General features: G+C 69.2%; 18 protein-coding genes. 9 read left to right on the forward strand and 9 right to left on the reverse strand.

The genetic code is table 11. The features are described from left to right. Positions 1 to 77 precede the first annotated feature (77 nt). On the reverse strand, positions 78 to 827 hold the full coding sequence (locus Drose_RS35070; RefSeq protein WP_260725497.1) for an SDR family oxidoreductase: 750 nt from the start codon (positions 825 to 827) through the stop codon (positions 78 to 80). A gap of 240 nt (positions 828 to 1067) precedes the next feature. Between Drose_RS35070 and Drose_RS35075 the strand changes: the two genes are divergently transcribed. Beyond that, complete coding sequence (locus Drose_RS35075; RefSeq protein WP_260725498.1) at positions 1068 to 2921, forward strand: sensor histidine kinase; 1854 nt, start codon at positions 1068 to 1070, stop codon at positions 2919 to 2921. Positions 2922 to 3143: 222 nt separating this feature from the next. Here Drose_RS35075 and Drose_RS35080 read toward each other — a convergent pair whose 3' ends face one another. After that, positions 3144 to 4085 carry a DUF2867 domain-containing protein gene (locus Drose_RS35080; protein ID WP_260725499.1) on the reverse strand — a complete coding sequence of 314 codons (942 nt, stop codon included), beginning with the start codon at positions 4083 to 4085 and terminating at the stop codon, positions 3144 to 3146. Between the two features lie 52 nt (positions 4086 to 4137). Here Drose_RS35080 and Drose_RS35085 point away from each other — a divergent pair, with 52 nt between their 5' ends. The 3 genes from Drose_RS35085 to Drose_RS35095 all read left to right on the forward strand — a co-directional run bounded on the left by Drose_RS35085 (position 4138) and on the right by Drose_RS35095 (position 6506). Beyond that, complete coding sequence (locus Drose_RS35085) at positions 4138 to 4704, forward strand: TetR/AcrR family transcriptional regulator (protein WP_260725500.1); 567 nt, start codon at positions 4138 to 4140, stop codon at positions 4702 to 4704. A 261-nt stretch (positions 4705 to 4965) separates the two neighbouring features. Then, positions 4966 to 5799 (forward strand): helix-turn-helix domain-containing protein, encoded by an 834-nt coding sequence (locus Drose_RS35090; RefSeq protein WP_260725501.1) that lies wholly within the window; start codon positions 4966 to 4968, stop codon positions 5797 to 5799. Between the two features lie 323 nt (positions 5800 to 6122). After that, positions 6123 to 6506, forward strand: a complete 384-nt coding sequence (locus tag Drose_RS35095) for a PPOX class F420-dependent oxidoreductase (RefSeq protein WP_260725502.1) — start codon at positions 6123 to 6125, stop codon at positions 6504 to 6506. A 342-nt stretch (positions 6507 to 6848) separates the two neighbouring features. On the opposite strand, the gene Drose_RS35100 is transcribed toward Drose_RS35095, so the two are convergent. The 4 genes from Drose_RS35100 to Drose_RS35115 form a co-directional block, all read right to left on the reverse strand. Further along, entirely contained in the window at positions 6849 to 7859 is a 1011-nt protein-coding gene (locus tag Drose_RS35100) for a glycoside hydrolase family 16 protein (RefSeq protein ID WP_260725503.1), read from the reverse strand. Positions 7860 to 8080: 221 nt separating this feature from the next. Beyond that, a complete protein-coding gene (locus Drose_RS35105; RefSeq protein ID WP_259865589.1) occupies positions 8081 to 8284 on the reverse strand; it encodes a cold-shock protein in 204 nt (67 codons plus the stop codon). Between the two features lie 193 nt (positions 8285 to 8477). Beyond that, positions 8478 to 8660 (reverse strand): antitoxin, encoded by a 183-nt coding sequence (locus tag Drose_RS35110; protein WP_260725504.1) that lies wholly within the window; start codon positions 8658 to 8660, stop codon positions 8478 to 8480. Between the two features lie 332 nt (positions 8661 to 8992). After that, positions 8993 to 9802 (reverse strand): HEAT repeat domain-containing protein, encoded by an 810-nt coding sequence (locus tag Drose_RS35115; protein WP_260725505.1) that lies wholly within the window; start codon positions 9800 to 9802, stop codon positions 8993 to 8995. A 117-nt stretch (positions 9803 to 9919) separates the two neighbouring features. Between Drose_RS35115 and Drose_RS35120 the strand changes: the two genes are divergently transcribed. The 3 genes from Drose_RS35120 (at position 9920) to Drose_RS35130 (ending at position 11687) form a co-directional block, all read left to right on the forward strand. Further along, positions 9920 to 10084, forward strand: a complete 165-nt coding sequence (locus tag Drose_RS35120) for a hypothetical protein (protein WP_260725506.1) — start codon at positions 9920 to 9922, stop codon at positions 10082 to 10084. 10 nt (positions 10085 to 10094) lie between these two features. After that, positions 10095 to 10838 (forward strand): VOC family protein, encoded by a 744-nt coding sequence (locus Drose_RS35125; RefSeq protein WP_260725507.1) that lies wholly within the window; start codon positions 10095 to 10097, stop codon positions 10836 to 10838. Between the two features lie 264 nt (positions 10839 to 11102). Continuing rightward, positions 11103 to 11687, forward strand: a complete 585-nt coding sequence (locus tag Drose_RS35130; protein WP_390891269.1) for a hypothetical protein — start codon at positions 11103 to 11105, stop codon at positions 11685 to 11687. A gap of 302 nt (positions 11688 to 11989) precedes the next feature. On the opposite strand, the gene Drose_RS35135 is transcribed toward Drose_RS35130, so the two are convergent. After that, on the reverse strand, positions 11990 to 12943 hold the full coding sequence (locus tag Drose_RS35135) for a hypothetical protein (RefSeq protein ID WP_260725508.1): 954 nt from the start codon (positions 12941 to 12943) through the stop codon (positions 11990 to 11992). Between the two features lie 245 nt (positions 12944 to 13188). Here Drose_RS35135 and Drose_RS35140 point away from each other — a divergent pair, with 245 nt between their 5' ends. Further along, positions 13189 to 14376, forward strand: a complete 1188-nt coding sequence (locus tag Drose_RS35140; RefSeq protein WP_260725509.1) for an adenylate/guanylate cyclase domain-containing protein — start codon at positions 13189 to 13191, stop codon at positions 14374 to 14376. A 220-nt stretch (positions 14377 to 14596) separates the two neighbouring features. Continuing rightward, the gene (locus Drose_RS35145) at positions 14597 to 15277 is read left to right on the forward strand and encodes an NYN domain-containing protein (RefSeq protein WP_260725510.1); all 681 of its coding nucleotides are present in this window, start codon (positions 14597 to 14599) and stop codon (positions 15275 to 15277) included. A gap of 7 nt (positions 15278 to 15284) precedes the next feature. Here Drose_RS35145 and Drose_RS35150 read toward each other — a convergent pair whose 3' ends face one another. Continuing rightward, positions 15285 to 16796 (reverse strand): ATP-binding protein, encoded by a 1512-nt coding sequence (locus Drose_RS35150; protein ID WP_260725511.1) that lies wholly within the window; start codon positions 16794 to 16796, stop codon positions 15285 to 15287. Then, a complete protein-coding gene (locus Drose_RS35155) occupies positions 16793 to 21028 on the reverse strand; it encodes a hypothetical protein (protein ID WP_260725512.1) in 4236 nt (1411 codons plus the stop codon). Before Drose_RS35155 ends, Drose_RS35150 begins: the two co-directional genes overlap by 4 nt. Positions 21029 to 21530: the final 502 nt, after the last annotated feature.

Below are 21530 nucleotides of genomic sequence, written 5' to 3' on the forward strand. Positions count from 1 at the left end.
GCCGACCAGCGGGGCGGCGTCCGAGTTCATCATCGTTCGTGTCTGTCCGGCAGGTGAGGACGGCTGGTCCCCCGCTGTCAGCGTCCGCCGGTCACGTCAAGCGTCGTACCGGTGACGAACGCGGCATCCGGCGACAGCAACCAGGCCACGGCGCGCGCAACGTCCTGGACCGTGCCGGCCCGGCCGAGGGGCTGCTGCGGGCCGAGGCGCCGGGCTCGGTCCGGGTCTCCGCCAGATGCGTGCATCTCGGTGTCGATGATCCCGGGCCGAACGCTGTTGACACGTATGCCGTGGGGGGCGACCTCGAGCGCGAGACCGCGCGTCAGGGTGTCCACTGCGGCCTTGCTGGCGGCGTAGTCGACGTACTCGTTCGGCGATCCGAGCACTGCCGCCTTGGATGAGATGTTGACTATCGCGCGGTTCGGGATCTGGCTGTCGCGCATCCGGACCACCGCTTCACGGCAACAGGACGCGAGCCCGACGACGTTGACGCCGAGGATCCGGGACCACCGGTCGGGCCCGATCTGGTCGAAGGTGCACTGCTGTTCGAGGATGGCCGCGCTGTTGACCAAGGCGATCAGACTGCCCATCTCGTCAGCGGCGACGAACAGGTCGCGCACCTGCGCCGGGTCGCTGACATCGCATGGCAACGCCCGGACCGGGCTTTCCGGACGGTCGAGCTCGGCAACCACGTCGCGTGCACGCTCGTGGTTGCCGCGGTATCCCAGCACGAGCGCTCGCCCGGGCACCCCGGCCAGTTCTCGGGCGACTCCCGCACCGATACCGCGGGTGCCACCAGTGATGACATAGACGCCGGGTGCCTGCAACTCGATCCTCCTGGGGTGAGTGTGTCGGGCCGTGACCCTACGCCCTGCCGCTCCGGAGCGTGGAAATCGCGTTGCGCTTGCCAGTCGACACCGAGGGTACAATGGTGATACTTGCCACAACCCGCCAAGAGCGACATGGGCTTGCGACAACACGCACAACGATCGTCAGCATGTGGCCGGTCGCCGTCCGGGCCGAGCGCGTCTCCCACACGTCATGGCGCGAAACAACGGCGATCGCTCATGGGACGCCTGATGTCGGTCCTGCCGAGCCGGAGGCCGCCACCGCTCGCGCTCGGGCTCGCGGTCGCTGCGTTGCTCATCATCGCGGAGACACTGCTGCTGTACCCGATCAAGGCAGCCACCGCCGAGAGCCCCAAAGGGGCGATCTACCTGATCGGCGTCCTCGTGGTCTCGACCGTGTGGGGGGCCAGGCTGGGCGCGGTGACGTCGGTGCTCAGCGCCTTCGCCTACAACTACTTCCACATCCCGCCCTTCGGGCGGTTGACCGTCGCCACCTCCGGCCAAGACGTCGTACGGCTCCTGGTCTTCACCGCCGCCGGGCTCTTGGTCAGCATCCTCGCGTCCCGGGCTCGGCTACGCACCGCCGAGGCGACTGAGCGCCGTCGAGAGGCCGACCTCGCGACCGAGCTGGCCAACCTCATGCTGGGCGCCGCCGAGTTGCGCTCCGCACTGAGTGCCGCGTCACAGCGGCTGGCGCAGGCGTTTGAGCTGCCGTCGGCGGCGATCGAGCTCGACGCGGTCGCCGCGGACGAGCGGCGGGCCGCGTTCGCGCTGTGCGACGGCGACACCCGCCTGGGCACTCTCTTGGTCCCCGCCGACCTGTCCGAGCACATACTCGCACGCCTCCAGCAGCGCGTCGTCCCGCCCATGGCTTCACTGCTGCACGCGGCGCTCGACCGCGAGACGATCACCAACTCGCTGAAGACGAGCCGTGAACAGGCCACCTCGCTTGCCGAACAACAGGCCTCACTGCGGCGCGTGGCGACGCTGGTCGCGCGTGGCGCCCCACCGGACGAGGTGTTCGACGCGGTCATCGAGGAGTTGGGCCGGTTCCTCGGATGGGACCGAACGGCGCTGCTGCGCTACGAGCCGGATGGCACGGCCACCATTGTCGCGGCTCGCGGCTGGCTGTCCGGCGTGCGGTCATTCGACCTCGACGGCGACAGTGTCCTCGCCACGGTGTTGCGCACCGGCCGCGCGGCCCGGATGAACAGCTACGAACACGCCGTCGGCAGCATCGCCGAGCTGATTCAGGACATGGGAATCCGCTCGGGTGTCGGCGTGCCGATCGTGGTCGGGGGGCGCCTCTGGGGCGCGGCCATCCACGGGTCCATGGCGCCCGAGCCGATGCCGGCCGACACCGAAGCACGCATGGCCGACTTCACGGAACTCGTTGCGACCGCCGTCGCCAACGCCGAGAGCCACGCGCAGCTCACTGCGTCCCGCGCTCGCGTTGTCGCCGCCGCCGACGACGCCCGCCGCCGCCTCGAACGCGATCTGCACGATGGCGCACAGCAACGTCTCGTCGCGATCGCCCTCCAACTACGCGGGCTAGAAGCGCTGCTGCCGACCGGCCTCGACTCCCTCCGGCAGCAGCTATCGGAAACGGTGAAGAGCGTGACCTGCGTCCACCAGGAGCTGCGGGAGATCTCCCAGGGCCTGCACCCGGCGATCCTGTCCGAGCACGGGCTTGGACCGGCCGTCAAGGCCCTCGCTCGCCGCAGTTCGACACCGGTCGAACTCATGCTGGCCATCGACCGACGGCTGCCCGAGCGGGTCGAGATCGGCGCGTACTACATCGTGTCAGAAGCGCTCACCAACGCCGCAAAACATGCCAGGGCAACTGTAGTCAACGTCGACATCGAAGCGGATCACGCGAACCTCCGGCTCTCCATCCGTGACAACGGCATCGGAGGAGCCACTCCCGGCAAAGGCTCCGGCCTGATCGGCCTGCGGGACCGCGTCGAAACCCTCGGCGGCCACATGGAAGTCGCGAGCCCGCCGGGTCACGGGACCGCGCTGCTGGCCGAGCTCCCCGTCAACGACATCCCCGTCGACGACGCGCAAGGGTGACGGCCGTCCCGTCTGCTCCGGGCGACTCCATGATCATCGGAACGATCTGGCTATCGGGGCAGCCACACATCTTTCCCATGATCATGAACCCGGGCGGCCGGCACACCTCGGCGGCACACCTCCGCGCCCAGCGACCGAGCTATCGGGCCTTGGTCGGTTGGCAAAGGGGCCGTTGGGCTCAACTACGCGGCCTCGTCGCTGACGGTACGTGTTGAATGGCCTTCAGCCGAGTGACGGCTCAGGCCGCGGCGCCGCCCGGACGGTGCGAGCGAGCATGGACCGGACCACGAGCGGGTGCACTCGGCGCACCACCGCCAGGTACATCCGTCCGCGACGGGTGCGTGGCCTGGCCAGCGTGGAACAGACCACAGTGGCTGGCCCGAGGTACAGCGAGATGCGCACGTCGAAGTGGCGGGTGTCGGCGCCGAAGAGGATCTCGTCGTCTACTGTCGCGAGCGGGGCGAACACAGTGCGGCGCTCGAGCCGCTCCAGCCCGGGGATCCGGTTGCGCAGCGCCATGAGGCCGGCGACCCAGCGCGGTGGCCGCGTGAACATTCTCTCCCGCCAGGCTGCCGGATCGGCGCTCGCGCCGGACGGACGGCCGCCCTGCCACGCGTCCATGAGGTCGACGCGGTCGAGAGCGCCGCGTGCCAACCGCGCGTCGGCCGGCAGTGGTACCCGCCGTGGAGCCGGCACACGGAGGCGGCGCAGCAGGCGCACCCACGGCGACCAGCGCGCCGGTCTGTCGACGGCACCCGTGGCGGCCCGCTCGGCGTTGTCGAAGGCGTCGTGCATGAGGGCCTCGTGTATCCATCGGATGGCCAGCGGCCACCTGAGGGTCATCGCGCCGGTTGCTCGGCCGGTCAGCTCGTGGACGAGGACGGCACGCCGACCGGCCGCTTCGACCCGCAGCTCGTGATGACCCTCGAGACCGATGGCCGGATCGAATCGGAACCGGACTCGCCGGCCCGGCTCGTACTCCTCGACGGAGTAGCGGATCGGTCCGTGTCCACCGACGGCACCCACCCGCAGCGGCCGGTCAAGGCGCAGCGGCGGCCAGGCGTGTGCCGGCCACACTCGATCGTCGGGGCTGGCCAGTCGGTCGATGAGCGCGCCTACCACCTCGGCGGGTGCGTCGATGGTGCGGCGTTGGACGTTACGCATCGCTACCTCCATACGGTGCCGTATGGTCGACACCATACGCTACCGTATGGAAATGGCACAACGACGTCTGACCGCCGACGACTGGTCGCGCGCGGCCCTCGGTGTCATCGCCGACTCCGGCCTCGCGGCCGTCGCCGTCGAGCCCCTCGCGGCGCGTCTCGGCGCGACGAAAGGCAGCTTCTATTGGCATTTCCCCAACCGTGACGCGCTCATCGACGCCGCCCTGCGGCTGTGGGAGCAGACCCGCACCGACGCCGTCATCGCCCTGGTGGAGGCCGGTGGCAGCCCGACGGAGAAGTTGCGGGTGTTGTTCACCACGGTCCTGGGCCACGCCGCCGCCGGGCGGCTGGAGGGTGGTCTGATGGCGGCTGCGGACCACCCGTCGGTCGGCCCTGTCGTACACCGGGTCGCTGCCCGCCGGCTCCAATACGTGGTGCAGCTACTCGCCGAAGCCGGCTTCGGCGCCGACGAGGCGCGGCACCGAGCCCTGCTGGCCTATTCCGCGTATCTGGGTCAGTCGCAGCTCGCCGCCCGCCTGCCGGAGCTGCTACCGACGGACGAACGGGAGCGGGAGGCGTACACCACCCAGGTGCTGTCGGTCCTGCTGTCCCACGAGTGACGAAGCTCGATCCACGCCCATCGGACGGCATTCACGAATGGCGGTGCAACCGACATGCACGCCGCCGTTGAGCGAGCCGCCGATACTTCCCAGTGGGGCAACCCCACCGGCCGGCTGCTACCCACCGCCAACGGCGAAAGTGGCGGCGGCGACCCTGTCGGCCAGGAAGACCTGTCCCGTCCACATCGACCCCGCCTGCCCCCCGATACGGTCGCGAAGCTCCGTCGACAGGGTGCTCGCCGCAGTGCCAGGATGGCCGCGATGGACTCTTACGTCGAGCGTCCGCCCTTGCCGGGGTTGGCGGGCGTCGTGCGGACGGTCTGGATCCAGCGCACCGGTGCCGCGGCGTATGCGCAACGACACCTGCCCACGGGCGGGGTCGAGATGCACTTTCCGATCGGCGGCCGTCCCCAGTTGGTCGGTCCGCTGACCGGTCCGGAGATCGAGATCATCCCGCCGCGCACCACCATCGTGGGCGTGCGGTTTCGGCCAGGGACTGCGCCGCCCCTGCCGGCGGTGCTCGACGACCTGGTAGACCAGCGCCTGAGCCTGGCGGAGCTGTGGGGACGTTCGGCAGACCGCCTCGTGGAGGCGATGGCCCGGGCCGAGACGCCCGAGCGGGCGCTCACGGGTCTACAGGCCCACCTCTTGCGGGAGTTCCGAGGCGCGGCGCACGTGGATCCGCTGGTACGCGAAGCCGTGCAGGCGTTGATGCCGTGGCATCCGGTCAACATCGACGCCCTGGCCACCCACCTGGCGCTCTCCGCCAGCCAGCTACGCCGCCGCTGCCTACAGGCGGTGGGGGTGAGTCCCAAGGTCCTGCAGCGCACGTTGCGGTTTCAGGGATTTCTCGCGCTGGCTCAGGCCGGCGCGAGGTCCTCGGGCCGGCCTGGCGCGGACGGCGTGGCGGGGTTGGCGGTCGACGTGGGCTACGCCGACCAGGCACACCTCAGCCGTGAGTGCCTGCGCCTGACCGGCCTCCCCCCGAGCCGGTTCCTCGGGGGCACCGTCGATCGCTGCGCCTGCGGCCATGAACACTCCGCCTCCTACACACCCTTCCTCGCCACTCGTAGCAGGCCGCCACTGCGGGTCTGAGCCTGCGCGTTTCATTCAAGACCCGCCTTCACGCCGCCGATAGCGTCGAGCATGTGCCCGGTCAACCCCGCCTACCGGGACGTCCGTCCCCGGCTCGTGGTGCTGTGCCGCTCGGCTCCGGCGTGACGCACCCGCACTACGAGGTGGTCCGATGATCCTCGTCACCGGCGGGCTCGGCGACCTCGGACACGACGCCGTCGTCACCTCCTACCGCCGGACCGACGTGTACATCGGTCGAACCAAGCCGCATGCGGTCGCCCCCGGCTTGCCTCGGCGCCGACCCCTACCTCGACATCACAATCCCCGCCGAAAGGAGCACTCCCATGCTTGACCCGTACGTGCGCTGCGTCCTCGACGGCGCCTCGATCGCCCATCTCGCCACCGTCCTCCCGGACGGCTCGCCGCACACCACCCCCGTCTACGTCGGCACCCACGGCGATCGGGTCGCCTTCTTCACCGGCCCAGACACGCGTAAGGCCCGCAACCTGCGCCGCGACCCTCGCCTGGCGCTGTCCATCGCACCCGCCGACAACCCGTTCACGCCGGTTGTCGTCCGTGGACGAGTCGTGGAATGGGTCGAGGGCGATCCGGCGTGGGAAATCATCGACCGGCTGGTCACCAAGTTCACCGATCAGCCCTACCCCCGAGGACAGGAACGCGTCGTGGCCCTGATCGAGCCCGAGCGACAGACCGTCGGCGTCGGCTGAGTCGTCGGACCGCCTTCGAGTCCAGAAGTCAACCGCCGCCGGTGCGGTGCGCGTGTCGCACCGGCTGATACACACGGGCGCGATCGCCCATCCCAGCAATCTGGGATGGGCGAGCAGCTTGAAGACCGGCGCTCCGGGCGGGCGACGCCTCGGGCACAAGGCCGCGGAGTTCAGCCCAAACAGCCCCTTCTCAACCCGGATCAGGCCGATAATTCGGGCGCGGGCCTCGGACGCCGAGGCGAGCCGGCCGGCACGCGATCCGCCGCAATCCACCGCCAGCCCGCTCGATCACATGATCATGGGAAAGCTATGGCTGCCCCGCTAGCCAGATCTTTCCCATGATCATGGAGTCGCCCGGCACGCGGCGGTGGTGTCGTCACAGTCCGAGATCTGCAGCCTGGCGCCGTCGAGCGGGTTCGCGCCTGGAATGTCGATGCGGCGACCGCTGTGCTGACCCTTGATCCGCGTCGTGCCGGGCGTCTGACCGCCGCCCGACGTGTAGCCGGACACCCGGACGTAGTCGACGAGCATCCGCTGGGGGAACCGCGTCGAGGCGTCCGGGTGGCCCGGCCAGTTACCGCCCACGGCCACGTTGAGGATCATGAAGAACGGGTGATCGAACACCCACCGGTTGCCGCCGAGCCTGCCCGGATCAACCCGGTGGTACTGGACCCCGTCGAGGTACCAGACGATCGAGTTCGGCCCCCAGTCCACCCGGTAGGTGTGGAAGCTGTCGGCGAGCGGACGACCGAGGTCGCGGCTGCCGGTGATGCCGCCGCCACCGGAGTAGCCGGGACCGTGGATGGTCCCGTAGACGGTGTTGGGCTCCTTGCCGATGTTCTCCATGATGTCGATCTCACCGGCGTTCGGCCAGCCGGCGCTGCCCGGGTCGTTGCCCAGCATCCAGAACGCCGGCCAGATGCCCTGACCCCGCGGAATCTTGATCCGGGCCTCGAAGCGGCCGTACGTCCGCGTGAACGTGGCGGCCGTCAGCAACCGGGCCGAGGTGTACTCGCACCGACCGTAGTGGCACCGGTAGTTGTCAGGATTCTCCCGGCGCGCCGTGATGACCAGGTTGCCCTGCCCGTCGTGGGCCGCGTTCCGGGTGCTGTCGGTGTAGTACTGGCGCTCGTTGTTGCCCCAGCCGCTGCCACCGATGTCGAACCGCCACTTGGCCCGGTTGACCGGTGTCCCGGCCGGCGCGTTGAACTCGTCCTGCCACGTGATGCCGCTGATGGCCGCGTCGGCGGCGCCTGTCCGTCCGGGGAAGACGAGGGTCGCGGTGAAGCCGATGACGGCTGCGGCGGCCACCAAGAGGACCGGTGTTCGCAGGCGGTGACGAGATCTGGACACGGCAGCTCCTAACGACGACTCACCAAGAGAGCGCTCTCACGAGCCGGCCTCGAAATACCGCATTGAGTGTCAATCGCCGTTACGTGGGGCCCCAAGGTACGCACAGTTCAACGCCGCGGCCACCAAGGCGTTGCGGGGACGTACGCCACCATGACAAAGCGGCGCCCGCACAGAGACTGTGCGGGCGCTCGATCCTTGCTTTAGGTCCCTGCCGGGGCAGGTCAGACGCCGCGGACGTTCTCCGCCTGCGGACCCTTCTGCCCCTGGGTCACCTCGTATTCAACCTTCTGGCCCTCCGTGAGCTCACGGTATCCACCGCTGGCGATGGCCGAGTAGTGGACGAAGACGTCCGCTCCTCCGTCATCCTGCTGGATGAAGCCGAAGCCCTTTTCGGAATTGAACCACTTGACGGTACCGCGAGCCACACGTTCCTCCTGATGGTGGTGGGAAGCCCGTCCGTCGCCAATCGCCGGCGACAAACTCCCACCCGGTTCGACCTTACCCGAAGAGGGTTACGATGCACCGACTCCCACCCGGACAGTTCCACACGGCCACCATCCGGCCGTGCGCCGGAGGGTTTCCGTGTGACGATTTCGACCAGATTCGCGGCTAATGCCCCTACCTGGTCGTGTCGCCTTCTCCCGTGCGCTTCTTGGCCTCCTGTACACCCTTGTCGATGTGCTCGGTGTACTTCTGGTCGGTGCGCTGGTCGGCCTGCTCGCCGGCCTTGTTCAAGCCCTTGTCGACGCTGCGATCGTGCTTGGCAAAGAGTTCCTTGGCCTTGTCCAGAAGCTTGCTCACGGCGGGAGTCCTCTCCTCGTCAACGGTGGAAATCCATTCCCGCGACCGACGCCACGAGCCGGCGGTCCACTGCCTACAGTGTGAACATCACCCGCCCGGCGCGCCTGCTCGTTGCGACGCTACCCCAGGATGCCTCGGCCATTCCTCGACGACGACGGCCAGGCTCATCGCTCACCCCAGCTCCGGCGGGGGCGAAAGTCGGGCGCCGGGCCGGGCACGACGAGCGGTGTCGTAGCCACACCGCAACCGCGGGGGGACGGGCTATCCGGCGACCGTGCGTGTTCACGCGGGCCGATACGCACGGTCGGCCCGGCGGTCGACAGTTGCCGCCGTTATGCCTGGCCCGCACGCGCGGCGACGGCAGCCTGGATGCGCCGCACGGTGCGCAGGGCCTTCTTCGCCGCGACGCGGACCTCGCCGTCGAAGACCGTCGCGCCGCGGTCCTCGGCCTGCAGCCGCTCCAGGGTCGGCACGACCCGCTCGTCGCCGGTCGAGCCGAGGGCGACCGCGGCCCAGTAGCGACGGTTCGGATCCCGGTCCGCAGCGGCCTCGACCAGCCGCGGGATGATGTCCGGGGTGAAAAGGGCCAGGCCGCTGGCGATGTAGCCGATCCGCGGGAACCGACGGTGCTCGAACTCGTCCCACAGCGCCTCCAGGGCCTCGGGACCGCCGATCCTCGCGAGCGCGTCGGCGGCACGCTGGCGCACCCACTCGGCGCCGTCGCCGAGCAGCGGGCGCAGCGCCGGGACGGCGGAGACGTCGCCGAGCACACCGAGCGCCTTGATCGCCTCGTCCACGGCGATCCACTGTGGATGATCCAGGAGGTCGACCAGATGGGGCACGGCCTCGCGGACGCCCATCGCGGCACAGCCCATCGCCGCCCAGGCCTGGCAGTTGTACCGCGTGTCCGCCAGCGCGTCGAGCAGCGGCCCGCGCAGGCCGGGGTCCGCGAACACGGCCGCCTGATTCATGGCCCGGGTGAAGAGCGACCGATGGTAGTCGGGGTAGTCGCGAACCATTGCCCGTAGCGCCGCGATCGCCGACGGATCGTCGTGGTCGCGGGCCCGGTCGAGCAGCCGGTAGAGGTGCTCCTCCCGGGTGTCGAGGTCGCCCGTGCGCAGGCCGGCAAGGTCAGGGTTCACAGCAGTCCCCGAACCCGGCCGGCAGGTCGCCGCGCCATCTGTTCGGGGAAAGCCGTCGTCGTGGCGGTCACGACCGGGATCATACGGCGCAGCTAGCGGACCCTTGGCCTTTCCGTCATGACCTGGCCGTTGTGTTGTGGGATCGGCGGTCACGACCGTCTCCAGTTCGGCATTGGCGTCCTCGTCATGCCCCTGGCCGGCGAACCAGCGTCGATTTCGCGCATGTGCACGGTGATCGCGGATTTGGGAGACTACTGCGTCGCCGATCTCGTCGAACGATGAGGTGCAATCCATGTCTGACGAAGGTGTCCAGCCCAACGAGACCACCGTGCCGTTGCTCCCCTGCGTCGCACCGGAGGAGACCCTGGCCTTCTGGCGCGCCCTGGGCTTCGCCGTGACGTACGAGCAGACGAAGCCGTATCTGTACCTGGCGTTCCAGTGGAGCGGGTTCGACCTGCACTACGGGCGCGCACCCAGCGGCGTGGACCCGGCCCAGGAGAGAACCGGCGGGTGCTTGGTGATGGTCGACGTGGTCGCGCCGTACCACGCGGCGTTCACCGAAGCGATGCGCCGCACGTACGGGAAGGTGCTCGTCAAGGGGCTGCCCCGGATCACGCGGTACCGGCCCGGCGCCTCACGGTTTACCGTCATGGACCCGTCCGGAAACTCGATCGTCTTCATCCAGCGCGACGAGCCGGCGGAGCTGGAGTACGGAGGATCCAAGCAGCTTCAAGGGCTCGCCCGGGTCCTGGACAACGCGCGAATCCTGCGCGAGTTCAAGCACGACGACCTGGCCGCGTTCCGCGTGTTGAACTCAGGGCTGCGTCGCCACGGCGACAGCGCGTCGGCCGTGGAGCAGGCGGTAGCGCTGGCCGTGCTCATCGAGCTGTCGACGACGCTGGAGAAGCCGGAACGGGTGCCGGAATGGGGAGCCAGGCTGAGACAACTGGTCCTCACCATGGAGGAGCGTCGTCAGGTCGAGTCCGCCGTCGCCGACCCCACGCTGCTCGAGCGGTGGATGCCCGCCACGACCTGACCCGTCGCCCTGCCGCCTCCGCAGGCCCTCGATCCGTTCTCGCCGCACCGGCGTCGAACGGTAGGTCGGAAGGAAGCCGAGGGCGGGTCCGCTGGTGCCGGGTCCGAGCGCCAAGGCCGGTGGGTGGGGTGGCGGGTCGGCCGGTCCGAGGTCCCGGAGGGGAGGGGACTTCGGTCCCGCCCGGTTGGGGAGGTTCGGCACGAGCGCCCGGCACCGGCCGGGGATGACGATGTGTGTGTCAACAGCGAACGGCAGGAGGCCGAGATGAGCACCGCACACATCCACCAGGCCAGTCACCTCGAGCGGGTCGAGGCCCCCGGCTCGATGCTCACCAAGACCGCCGCCAAAGCCCTCGCGGTGCTGCGCTACACCACCGGCTTCGTCTTCCTCTGGGCGTTTCTCGACAAGACCTTCGGCCTCGGCTACGCCACCCCCGAAGCCAAAGCCTGGATCAACGGCGGCAGCCCCACCAAAGGCTTCCTCGCCAACGTCGACGTCGGACCCCTCCAAAGCTTCTTCCACACCATCGCCGGCACCTGGTACGCCAACTGGCTGTTCATGCTCGGCCTGCTCGGCATCGGCATCGCCCTCACCGCCGGCATCGGCCTACGCATCGCCGCCGCCTCCGGCACCCTCATGATGGCCGGCATGTGGCTCGCCGAATACCCCCTCGCCCAACACACCGCCAAAGGCACCCCCGCCGGCTCCACCAACCCCCTCATCGACTACCACATCATCTACGCCGCCGTCCTCATCGTCCTGGCCCTCGCCTACGCCGGCCACACCTGGGGCCTCGGCCGCCACTGGGCCAAACTGCCCATCGTCCAGCGCAACCGCTGGCTCATCTGAACCCGACACCACCGAAGCCCGGGACGCGCCCGAAGCCGCGCCCCGGGCTTCCGCGTACCAGCCGAACGACAGACCGCAAGTACAACGCCAACACCGGACAACATCCAGCCACCACCATCACGATCTTCGAGCCCGGACGTGACGCACAGTCGTGCGGGTGGTGTCTGTCGCTCATGATCGCCGCTGGACCCGGGACGGCGGGTTCCGGGCCGGGCGATTCACAGATCATGGGAAAGATGTGGCTATCGGGGCAGCCATATCTTTCCCATGATCATCACCGTGGCTCGAACCCGACCGGCCGGTCATGCCGCCTTCAGCTCCGAGGTCAGATCCGCGATCAGCGCCTTGGCGAGCCGTCGCATGGCGAGGTCGTCCGCGCTCTTGCGGGCCCATTCCGCGGGGCACGGGCCGTCGCCGAGCCACGCCGCCACGGCGGACCGCAGCGCGGCTTGCGGGCTCGCGCCGGCGTGCGCCCGCCGCACCAGATCCTGGAGCATCGCGGTCGCCCCGCCGTCGAGGTGCGCGTCGTCGGCGTAGCTGCCCGGATTGGTGTGCTCCAGGTCGTCCGGCAGCGGCGCCAGACCACCTCGATTGGCCAGCGGCAGCAGGAGACACTCGTACAGCCAGCCGTCGCCCGCCGCGCGGCGGATGCCGTCGAGGCAGGCCTCGACGTCGGCGCGCAGCTCCGCCCGGGTCGCCGCGCTGCCGATCGGGCGATCGCGCCCGTCCCGGTCGGACTTGCGCAGCGCGAGCACGTCCAGCGGCCAGCCGTCCGCCTCGCCGCCGGCGGACGCCGCGTAGCCGAGCAGGAACCGGAACACGTCGGCCAGCCAGGGATCGCCGAAGGATCTGGCGACTCGGCCGATCACCCCGTCGTTTCGCTGTGGCTTGGCGACGCCGCCCTTCGTCGCTCGCCGGCGGCGGCCGATCTCCTGCAACTGAGCGCGCGCGGTGGCATTGAAGTAGGCGAGCGCCGCGTCCGTGTCCTCGGGGATGGGGTCGCCGAACCTGGCGTGCATCGCCGTGTGCGCGTGCAGCCATACGTCCATGAACAGGTCCACGCAGCCGGTGCTCTCGCAGGCCTGCCGGGGCAGCCGGGCGGCGAGGTCGTGCGGGCCGAAGGGAGCGGCGCCGCGGCAGCTACCGGCCTGGCGCCCATCGTGTCGGGCCTGCCGTGCCCGGCGCGTCACGCTCCAGGCGATCGCGGCGGTCTGGGGCAGGCAAGTGTGGATGGCGGGGCAGAACGACGAAGGCATGGACGCGCTCCTGGTCAGAAACCCAGCTAGGTGGGATCGGCCACGGTGGCCGGCGCGTCCTGCGCGAAGCGCAGTAGTGAGCTCAAGGCTCGTCCCGCTCAATCGGGCCTTTCACGCTACCAGCGCGGCGTCCGGTGTCAAGGGCCGGGCCATGCGAGCCCCTGTCCGTTAGAAGGGTTCGGCGCGGTCCGGTTCGCGTACGACCCGCCACCACCATCCGGCAGCACAAGGAAGGCAGGACCGCCATGACCACCCAGCTTCGTGACTCGTTCGCCGACCCGCAGTCCCGCGAGGATCGCTCCGTCGTCTTCATCGACCAGGTCGGCTCGACCGCGATGAAGGAGCAGCAGCCTGAGGCCGGCTGGCTTCCCTCGCTGGGCTTCCTGTACGACACCGTGACCACGATCGCCTTCCGCAGCAACCCGGACGCCGAGATCAAGTACCTGGGGGACGGCATCATGATCTCCTTCGACGGCGACCGGGCGACCGAGGCGGTGAACATGGCGATCCAGGTACAGGAGGCGATCAACGACGCCAACCAGGGGCGGACCGGCGGCAAGGGCGCGGTGGACTTCAACTGCAGCGTCGGCGTCGGCACCGGCCCGATCGTCGCGTTCCTCACCCCGACCGGAGGCCGCGACTACGTCGGGATGGTCGCGGACAAGGCACGGCGGCTGTGCGACGCGGCCTCGCCCAAGGGGATCCTTATCGACCGGGCGACCGCGGCAGCGGCCAACATGACGCGGATCGCCAGCCGGGTGGGCACGGCGCTCGGGCGTACCCCGGAGCAGTACCAGGGGGACATCCAGCGCATTCCGCTCAAAGGCTTCGACCAGCCGGTGGACTACTACGAGGTCTTCTGGGACCAGCAGTTGCACGGCCTGAAGTCGGAGGGGGTGACCAGCACCGCGGACCGGATGCGCCCGGTCGCCGCGCCGGTGGTCAGCCCGCAGCTCACCGTCGTCCGGCCGGCCGGCAAGCCGGGTGTCCCGGAGGAGCGACACGTCGGGGAGGTGACCTGCTGGAAGCCCGAGGCGAACTTCGGCTTCATCCGCGACCAGCGGACCGGTGAGGACTTCTACTTCCGCGGCAGCCACATGGTCTACCCCGAGGACGCCGCCGAGTCGCTGGCCGTCGGCAGCCGGGCGGCCTTCGTCGCGGCCGGCCACGCCGACAACAACCGCAAGCGATTCGCCGTCGGCATCCTCGTGGTGGGCGACTACGCCGAGGGGACCCTCCGGCTGCCCGAGGGCAAGGCGCACGGCTGGCTGCGGGTCACCGACGAACTCGGCAACTCGCACCACGTCTTCACCCCCCGGGCCGCTGTGCAGAGGTACGCACCGGGCACCCTGCTCAGCTTCAAGGTCGGGTCCAACGAGAAGGGAGGGGTGGCCGAGGAGATCGAACCGCCGGAGACGCAGGCCGCGGCGTGATCCCGCAGCGGCGGCGCTGACCGGCAGCGCGAGGGTGGGAGGCCTCCCGGGTGTGGGGCCTCCCACCGGTCGTTCTCGTCACCGGATGTACGCATTGTCACCTATGGAGCTACCGGCCGCTTCTTTGCTAAACTGAACGTGCCCCCGCCGCTAGCGCCGACTCTGCGAAGAGCTCTTTTGGCCCCCGGCGGGGTTTCTACTGCCTTCATGGGGTGCGGACATGGCGCGCGGCTGTCTCGTTCTGGTTGATGGGTGGAATCACTACGTCACGACGAGGGCCTGCCTCGGCTACAGCGCCGCGAGAAGTTTCCCGATCGACCGCCTGGCCGCCCATGTCGCGAACCAGACCGGCGAGGAAACGCTGGTCGACGTCGCGGTGGTGATGGCGCTGCCCAATCAGAAGCAGCCCGGCGAGGAGCCCGAGTTCATGACCTGGCGCAAGCGGTTGCGCGGGTTGCGCAACGCCGGGGTGCGTCACGTGGCCGCGAGCTTCCGCTACTCCGACATGTCCTGCGCCGACTGCGGCACCCCGATCGACCGAAAGGTCGTGTGCCCGCATTGCGCGCACGTGAATCCGTTCGCCGGGCGGCGCAAAGAGAAGGGCGCCGACATCAAGCTCGCCACGCTGGCGCTCAACGGCGCCTGGCGACAGGACTATTCGACGCTGGTCATCCTCTCGCAGGACTCGGATTTCGGCCCGCTGGTGAACCAGCTCAAGGAGGTGCACCTGGAGCAGGGCCGGCGCTACGCGCTCTACTCGGCCTTCCCGGTGTGCGACCGGGCTGCCCACGATCACCGCGGGGTGCCGGGCACCCGGCCGATCCACTTGGACGCCGCGACGTATGCCACGTGCGCGGGCCGTCCGAGAAGCGGGCCCGCCGCAGCCCGGCCTCAGCTATGAACAGGCGTTAGGCCGGCTGACCGGCGGCCGACGCCGGGAGCCAGTCGAGGATGTCGCGGCACGCGGCCCGGAAATGCTCCATCAGCGCTGGCGACGTGCCGGCGTTCCGGTTGTGGGCCATCGGGTTGCGGACCTTGGCGATGAGTTCGAGCCGCTGATGCCAGTCCTGCTTGTCATGGCCGAAGAACGGCTCGACCTGCTGCCAGTGCAGCATCATGACCTGCAGCAACTCTCGGGGATGTGTGTAGTCCAAAAGACTGTCTTCGTCGGTCACCTCCCCGAACGCCCGGTCGCGTTCCTGTCGCTTCTGGCATTCCCGGACGAGCCTCGACTGGCTGTCCGCGAGCGTGACCCGCCACGACTCGCCGTACGCGCTCTCCAGGGCCGAGGTGAGCGCGGCGCGCAGTCCGGTCTCCGTCCGGTGCCAGAGCTGCCAGTCGTCCGACGTCCGGGTGTCCTCCAGCAGCAGCAGGTACTGGCCGAAGCTCTCGGAGAAGGCCGCCCAGCCGTCGTTGGTCGGTTTGATGATGCCCTCGCGGGCCATCCGCTCGGCATCCAACGGCCCTGCGGTCTCCTGCGGCCCGAAGAGCACCTCGAGGAGCTTGCCGAGCCGGTTCTCCTCGCGAAGCAGCTCGAGCATCGACTTGTAGTAGTCGACGACGAGCTGGCCACAGGTGGCGACGGCATCCCGGCAGTCCTGGTCCAGAGCCCCGTCCGCGGACAGCCCGTAGAATTCCCACCGCTCGTGCAACACGGACAGTAGCGCTGAGGACAGAAAAGGATGGCCCCCGGTCTCCATCGTCAGCCACGCGGCCAGGGCGTCGCGCAGTTCCCCGTCCGGGTATGGCGACCGCCCGATCAGCGCGGCAAGCTCCGGCGCGGTGAAGCAGCCGAGCGTCACCGACTGCCCGAATATCCCCGGGAACGTCGACATCTCGGCGGTGGACTTCACCACGATCTCGCCCAGGCTGCGGCGGGACGTGATGATCAGCCCGACCCGAAACTTCTCCTCGTGCGCGAGCGTCCGCAGGAACTCGAACGGGGCCGCCCGGGTAAAGACGTTGCGCGCCGCGTCGAACTCGTCGAGCACGGCGACCACCTGATAGCCGGACCGGCGTACCTGCCGGAGGTACGCCTTCAGGCAGCGGCACATGTCGTCCCAGGTGACCGCGGCGTTGAGCGCGGCGTACGCCACGTGCAGCCGATCGGTGGGCTTCCCACGATCGTCGAGCCACTCCTGTATCAGGTCCGCGAGCTCACGAAACAGCGACTGCTCGGAATCGGCGCCGCTGACCGTGATCCAGACCGGGACGAAGACCAGCCCGGCCGGGCTCTCGCCCATGGCGAAGCTGTCGAGGGCCTGCTGGGCGAGGCTGGACTTGCCGATCCGCGGCGCCCCGACGATCGAGACCGGCGCCAGCGAGCTGAACGTCCGGCTGCGGACCGACCGCATCTCGTCCTGGCGCCCGACGAACTCCGCCCCGGTGACGATCAGGCCGTAGTTCGCGTAGGGGTTCACGCCCATTGGTGCTGAAGCCATTCGCTGAACAGCCCGACCCGGATGCGAACCCGGTCGCCGGAGATTCGCTTCACCACCTCCCGGCGCTCCAGATCCTGGATGACCCGCTCGGCGTCCGGGTGGGCGTTGCGATTGATCTCGTGGTACATGTAGCGCCCGGTGTCCCGGTGGGTCGCCCGTAGCACCTCGATGACCAGGTCGTCGCTGATGTCGGTCACCTCGCTGTCGCCCGGCGTCAGCAGGTTGTCGAACTGGTTCCGGTCCAGCTCCGCGATCAGCTTCTTCGCCACCGTGTCCACATCGGCGGGCCCGATGACCGCCGCGCGGACATCGGGCTGGTTCATGTAATGGACCAGGGCGTGACAAAAGAGCTGGATGTAGTAGGGACTGCAGCCGGTGAGGCCGAGGATCAGGTCGACGGCGTTGCCCCGGTACCGGCTCTGCTGACCGGGCAGGGGGATCGGGTCCTCGATGAGCTGCTTGGCGTACACGACGTCGAGGTAGGAGACCCGCTTCTGCAGCGCCACCTGGAACTCGTTGGGGTACTCGAGAATGAACCTGGGCATGAGGTCGTTGCCGACGAGCACGCAGCGGAAGTACCCGCGCTCCAGCATCGCCTTCCAGCCCTTCATGAAGTCGTTGGGCAGCTCGCCGGTGCGGATCTTGGTATGGATCACGGTGAACTCGTCGATGAGCAGCACGAGCGTGCTGTCGGCCAGGCCGGACCCGTCCTTCAGCCACTTCTGCAGGCGCCGCATGTAGTCGTTGAACTTGAGCTGCGGCGCGAGCCTGATCTGCTCGACGTCCGGCTCGGGGGGTGCGTCGGCGCGCAGCGCCTGGTCTTCGACGCGCTCGCTCAGGACCTGGTGCAGTTCCATACCGATGGCATAGAGCAGGTCGCCCAACGTGTTGGCGCCGGCCAGGTCGCCGATGCTGAAGCTCACCGCCAGATAGGGCGGCGGAAGCTTTTCCCGCAGGTGGTAGAGCACGGAGGACTTGCCGGCCCGCTTCTGCCCGTAGACGATGACGCTGCCCCGGGAATCGCCGACCGTCTCGATGAGGTCGGCGATGAGTTTGTCCCGGCCCTTGAACATGCCCGGATCCTCCACCGGCAGGCCGGCGCTGAACGGGTTCGGGATCTCGACCCAGTCGTCGTCCGGGTGCAGGCGGATCGACTTCGGTTCGACGTGCGCCGTGACCCGCTCCCCCGACCGCAGGGTGAATCCGACCCGGGTGTGCAGTGTGATGAGCTCCTGCTCGATCGCGTTCGGGGTGGCCATCAGCGATAGCTGGCACGTCCGGGACTCCCCGGCGCCGATGGACTCGGCCACCGGGACCGTGTTCTTGGCGGCGGTGTACTCCGAGCTGTGCACGACCTCCAGCTCCACGTTGCTCACCGGCATGGCGTCGAACCCGTTGGAAACCTGGAGCTGCACCGTGACCTCGCCGGCGCCCGGCAGGTACCGGTCGAGGACGACCTCCACCTTCAGGTTCTCCGGAGCCGCCTTGGCCGAGTAGCGCTGGAAGTCCTGTTCCAGTTCGTGATCCAGGGCGAACAGGTACGGGTGCAGCGACTCCACCGACAACACCGTTGGCGCGGTCTCGAACTCGGCCACCAGGTCCCGAATGGCGGTGTGCACCGAGCCGAAGAGCCGCTCCCGCTCGACGTACGCGCCCTGCGCCGAGTACTGGCGCAGGCTGCTGACAATTTGCAGGCAGCTCGCGACCCGCGACAGGTCCGTCGTCGAGGCCAGATCGCGCATCTCCTCGTAGATCCGGTTGAGTTCCGCGCCGTGCCGGTCGAGCGCCGCGAGCGCGGGGCCGACCTCGGTCAGCGCATTGATCTGGCGATAGGCCCGCCGGCGGTTACGATCCTGCTCCGCGGCCGCCGCCCACGCCGCGGTGAAGGAGGCCTGCTCGTTCAGCGGTGTCGACCAGCCCAGGTGCGCCGCGACCGCCTGCTGGAACAGTTCGCGGGTGAGGCGATCGGCCCAGATTCGCCGGATCAGCCGGGCGGGGACCTCGCCCTGGGTCGGCAGCGCCAGCAACGCGCCGAGGACCTTGGGCGCCAGGTGCCGTTGCCGCATGACGAGCGCGAGTGCCTTCTCCAGCGGCGGTACCTTGCCGTCCTCGAGCAGTTGCACGTTCGCGAGCGTGAAGGACATGACGAGCTGGCGGAGCTTGAAGTCGACGACGTCGTCCCAGTCCGATTTGACGCTCACCGCCTCGGTGTAATAGGCGCGGATCACGTCGGCGGTGACCCGAGCCTCCAGTGCGCAGGCGTCGCCCATGGCCGCGGCGAAGTACCGCAGTCGCTTCCGGAAGCCGTCGTCGGTGATCCCCAGGTCCTGCATGATGCGGGCTGCGGACAGGTTGGCCTCCGCCCGCTCGCGCGGCAGGTCCGTGCCGAGCAGGCGGGTCCGGGCGCGCCCGGAGACCAGGCGGTCGACCCGCTCGATGTCCTCCTCGGTGTACTGACCTCGTGCCCGGCTCTCGGCCGGGACACCCCAGTACTCGCACCGGTCGAGGTGGAACGCCAGCAGCGGGGAGAGCTCGGTCGTCGTCTCCGCCTGAAGTTGCAGCGTCATCTCGACGACCGACCAGATGTTCGTCTCCATCGCCGTGTTGAGCTGCTCGAGCAGGGTTTCCAAGGACCGCTGCCGGGGGTGCCGCCGCAGCTCCTCCTCCAGCAGCTCCTTGGCCTCCTCGTGCCGGGTGCTCTTGAGCAGGGCCGCGGTCATCCGCCGTACCACCCGGATGCGGTCGTCCCTCGTCGGGGCCGAGGTGATCATCGGGCGTAGCTGCTCGATCGCCTCCGGCCAGCGCCCGGCGTGCTCAAGCACCGTGCTGCGGTCCTGGGACCAGCCCCACAGCTCGGTGGGCGTGCGGAACAGGCGTTTGTTCTCGTCGAGGACCGCCAGCGCCTCCTCGCGGTCCTTCAACCGGGTGGACAGCATGTTGACCAAGCGGCGCACCGCGCGGGTCGGCTGGTCACCCTGCGCGATGGCATGCCGGAACAGGTCCTTGGCCTCTTCGAGGTCGCCCCGGCGAAACGCGTCCTCCGCCAGGGTCAGCGGGCTGCTGCCCCGCGTGGGGTTCCCGGCGGACTTGACCGCCGTCTTGCGCACGGACGCCTTCGGCGGGCCGGGAACCGGCGCGGCCGACGCCGGATCGTTGCGCGCGTTCGACACGGCGCGCTCCGCGTTCCAGGTCAGGGAATCCTGGGGGGCGAGGTTGCGGAGCTGCGCCAGGGCGCGCTCCGCGGCGGGGAGATCCTTACGATTCAAGCAGGCGTGCACATCGAGCGCGAGGGCCTCCACCGAGGGGGCCGCCTCGGCGACCACGGCAGGCTCATCCGTCGCGGCGGCGGGCTCGGTGCTGGGCGGCGGCGCCGGAGCGTCGGCGACCGTGTCCGGCGAGGACCCGGCGTGCAAGGCTTCGGCGAGCACGAGGAACGTCTCCGGCGCAGCGTCGGCCGAGTCCCATTGGTCGCCGGGGAACCCGCTCAGCTCGGCTGGCGACACGCAGATGAGGCCGCAGTGCAGCACCGCGAGCCGGGTATCGCCGGCCGGCCACTGCGCGGCGTCCCGGACCAGTCCGGCGAGCTCGGCCCGTCCGGTGCCCTCGGTCAGCACGATCGCGGTGAGGGCGGTCAGCGCCAGGGCGAGCGGCGGGGAGTCGGCGTGGATGCAGCGGCGGAGCGTCGCCGGGGCATAGTCCCGTTCACCCGTCAGCCACTGGGCCATCGCGAGATCGAAGCACGAGAGGCTGTCTTCCAGCGCGTCAGCCGCGTCGGCGAACAGGTCGCGAGCCTGCTCGCGACGTCCCAACCGCCACAGCATGCGGCCCGCGATCTGCAGCGCGTCCGGGGCCTGGTAGTCGTCCGCGATCTTGCGGAGACCCGACACGCACTGGAGGATGCGGTCCGCCTCCTTGGTCTTGACCGCGTACTCGTACCGGTTCCGCTCCGCCACGAGATCCCGGTGCAACCGCCTACGGAGCTCAGCGCTGAGATCGCCGTCATAGACGTCCCACTCGACCAGCGGTACTTCCAGGGAAATTGCCCGGACCCGCTGCGTCAGCTTGGCGAGCGCCGGTTGCGACGCGGCCGGCAACGCCGCCTGCCGCACCACCGGTTCGCCGACCGGCTCGACCGCCGGCACCGGCGGTCGAGGTTCCTCGCCGCCGCGGCCGGTGCCGACAGCACCGTCCGGGTCCGAGGAGGTACGCACCACCATAGCGATGGCATTCGCTTCAAGGATGATCTCATTGCCGCAAATGTCGCTGATGATCAGGCATTCGTCGTCGATGTCGACAAGGGTGCCCTCAAGTGGGTCTCCGACATACACAGTGACGCGAATGCTGCTTCCCAGCGGCACTCGCGATTTGATGGGGGCGAGCCGCACGAGTGGAAATCTACCGGGCGGGGGCGTCCATGAGCATCAACCATTCGCCGGAGTCAGTCCAAGGTCGGGCGGGGGTTTGACCCTATGATCTCAACTCGCTTTCAGCGGGTCGATCGGCTTGGCGCCCGTAGGTGACTGACGGGCCGGCCATCCTTTGAGTAGGCGACCAAATCCGCTCGAACGAGGACAAGCTGGCAACCTCTTGGAGTGTCCCCTATCGGTTCGGGCCCCTTCGCCGGGTCCGCAACGACGTCTACGACTGCCTCACCGCCCGCGCGGACGCGTTGTCCGAGCTGCTCGACGGACCGTGTTGCCCGGTCCCGGTCCA

The sequence above is a fragment of the Dactylosporangium roseum genome (assembly GCF_025264685.1).
GTDB classification, from domain to species: domain Bacteria; phylum Actinomycetota; class Actinomycetes; order Mycobacteriales; family Micromonosporaceae; genus Dactylosporangium; species Dactylosporangium roseum.